The sequence below is a fragment of the Thioclava sp. NG1 genome, from assembly GCF_003122275.1.
Classification (GTDB): Bacteria; Pseudomonadota; Alphaproteobacteria; order Rhodobacterales; family Rhodobacteraceae; genus Thioclava; species Thioclava nitratireducens.
The window spans coordinates 2,501-5,500 of the sequence record NZ_QFBB01000024.1; the positions used below are offsets into that span (position 1 = coordinate 2,501).

Below are 3,000 nucleotides of genomic sequence, written 5' to 3' on the forward strand. Positions count from 1 at the left end.
CCATGAGAATGACCAGAATGATCTGGAAAGATCAGCCAGAGCGGGTGACAGCCCCGTATGGGAAGTTCAATTGGACGTATTAAGTAGGGCGGGACACGTGTAATCCTGTCTGAAGATCGGGGGACCACCCTCGAAGGCTAAGTACTCCTTACTGACCGATAGCGAACCAGTACCGTGAGGGAAAGGTGAAAAGCACCCCGACGAGGGGAGTGAAACAGTTTCTGAAACCGGACGCCTACAAGCAGTCGGAGGAGCCTCGAGCTCTGACGGCGTACCTTTTGTATAATGGGTCAACGACTTGGTCTATCGAGCAAGCTTAAGCCGTTAGGTGTAGGCGTAGCGAAAGCGAGTCTTAACAGGGCGAATTTAGTTCGATGGATCAGACCCGAAACCAGATGATCTAGCCATGTGCAGGCTGAAGGTGAGGTAACACTCACTGGAGGGCCGAACCGACACCCGTTGAAAAGGGTCCGGATGACGTGTGGCTAGGGGTGAAAGGCCAATCAAATCTGGAGATAGCTGGTTCTCCGCGAAAGCTATTTAGGTAGCGCGTCGATTGTATTCTCCCGGGGGTAGAGCACTGCATGGATGATGGGGGCCCACAGCCTTACTGAGTCTAAGCAAACTCCGAATACCGGGAAGAACTGATCGGCAGACACACGGCGGGTGCTAACGTCCGTCGTGGAGAGGGAAACAACCCTGACCAACAGCTAAGGCCCCCAATTCATGGCTAAGTGGGAAAGCATGTGAGACTTCCAAAACAACCAGGAGGTTGGCTTAGAAGCAGCCATCCTTTAAAGATAGCGTAACAGCTCACTGGTCTAGTCAAGAGGTCTTGCGGCGAAGATGTAACGGGGCTCAAGCCATGAGCCGAAGCTTTGGATGCACAGTGATGTGCGTGGTAGCGGAGCGTTCTGTGATATAGAACGCTGCCTCCTTACTCCCCTCGGGGATATTGGAGGCAATGTTCTGACTGTGAAGCCGGGCCGTAAGGCATCCGGTGGAGTGATCAGAAGTGAGAATGTTGACATGAGTAGCGACAAACAGGGTGAGAGACCCTGTCGCCGAAAGTCCAAGGGTTCCTGCTTAAAGCTAATCTGAGCAGGGTAAGCCGGCCCCTAAGGCGAGGCCGAAAGGCGTAGTCGATGGGAACCAGGTTAATATTCCTGGGCCATGTGGTGGTGACGGATCTGAGCCGTTGTTCGATCTTATCGGATTGATCGGGCAGCCAACAGGTTCCTGGAAATAGCCCCACTATCGGACCGTACCCGAAACCGACACAGGTGGACTGGTAGAGAATACCAAGGCGCTTGAGAGAACCACGTTTAAGGAACTCGGCAAAATGCCTCCGTAAGTTCGCGAGAAGGAGGCCCGCTTCGTACGCAAGTATGGGGCGGGGGCACAAACTAGGGGGTGGCGACTGTTTACTTAAAACACAGGGCTGTGCGAAGCCGTAAGGCGACGTATACAGTCTGACGCCTGCCCGGTGCCGGAAGGTTAAAAGGAGGAGTGCAAGCTCCGAATTGAAGCCCCGGTAAACGGCGGCCGTAACTATAACGGTCCTAAGGTAGCGAAATTCCTTGTCGGGTAAGTTCCGACCTGCACGAATGGCGTAACGATCTCCCCGCTGTCTCAAACGTGGACTCAGCGAAATTGAACTGTGTGTCAAGATGCACACTACCCGCGGTTAGACGGAAAGACCCCATGAACCTTTACTATAGCTTCGCACTGGCATCAGGCATGTGATGTGCAGGATAGGTGGTAGGCTTTGAAACGGGGACGCCAGTCTCCGTGGAGCCATCCTTGAGATACCACCCTTCGCCTGCTTGATGTCTAACCGCGGTCCCTTATCGGGATCCGGGACCCTGCGTGGTGGGTAGTTTGACTGGGGCGGTCGCCTCCCAAAGTGTAACGGAGGCGCGCGAAGGTTGGCTCAGACCGGTCGGAAATCGGTCGTTGAGTGCAATGGCAGAAGCCAGCCTGACTGCAAGACTGACAAGTCGAGCAGAGACGAAAGTCGGCCATAGTGATCCGGTGGTCCCGAGTGGAAGGGCCATCGCTCAACGGATAAAAGGTACTCTGGGGATAACAGGCTGATGATGCCCAAGAGTCCATATCGACGGCATCGTTTGGCACCTCGATGTCGGCTCATCTCATCCTGGGGCTGGAGCAGGTCCCAAGGGTACGGCTGTTCGCCGTTTAAAGAGGTACGTGAGCTGGGTTTAGAACGTCGTGAGACAGTTCGGTCCCTATCTGCCGTGGGTGTAGGATACTTGAGAAGAGTTGCCCCTAGTACGAGAGGACCGGGGTGAACGGACCACTGGTGGACCAGTTATCGTGCCAACGGTAGTGCTGGGTAGCTATGTCCGGACAGGATAACCGCTGAAAGCATCTAAGCGGGAAGCCCCCTTCAAAACTAGGTATCCCTTGAGGGCCGTGGAAGACCACCACGTCGATAGGCTGGAGATGTAAGCGCGGCAACGCGTTCAGTTGACCAGTACTAATTGCCCGATTGGCTTGATTTGATCCGGTAGTAGCCAGACCTCTGGTAACCGATCAAACAGCATGCACAATACAACGTGTACGACTTGAACTTCATCGCTTCTTCCTCGGTTTGGTGGTCATAGCACGAGCAAAACACCCGGCTCCATTCCGAACCCGGCCGTTAAGTGCCGTCGCGCCAATGGTACTGCGTCTTAAGACGTGGGAGAGTAGGTCACCGCCAAACCTAGAAAGAAGCGACGAAAAACTTCATCTCTCGAAAAACGATGACAAACAAAATCCCGATCGCAAACACTAAATGCCCTCGGGAATAAACGCGGGATCGAGCACCCCGCAAGCGAGACAAACTCTACTCGAGAGTTTGAAAAACGCGATCGCCGCGTCAGGCTCATAACCTGACAAAAGGCAAAAGCTCAACGGACGCGGGATGGAGCAGCCCGGTAGCTCGTCAGGCTCATAACCTGAAGGTCGTAGGTTCAAATCCTACTCCCGCAACCA

Annotated in this window: 1 tRNA gene and 2 rRNA genes (1 of these 3 running past the window's edge); all 3 read left to right on the forward strand. The window is 54.2% G+C overall.

The features are described 5' to 3' along the window. Window positions 1-2,525: ribosomal RNA gene (locus DEM26_RS20030) — 23S ribosomal RNA — on the forward strand (it extends 308 nt beyond the left edge of the window). An 88-nt stretch (window positions 2,526-2,613) separates the two neighbouring features. Further along, window positions 2,614-2,728 (forward strand): 5S ribosomal RNA (rrf, locus tag DEM26_RS20035). A 195-nt stretch (window positions 2,729-2,923) separates the two neighbouring features. Continuing rightward, window positions 2,924-3,000, forward strand: a tRNA-Met gene (locus tag DEM26_RS20040).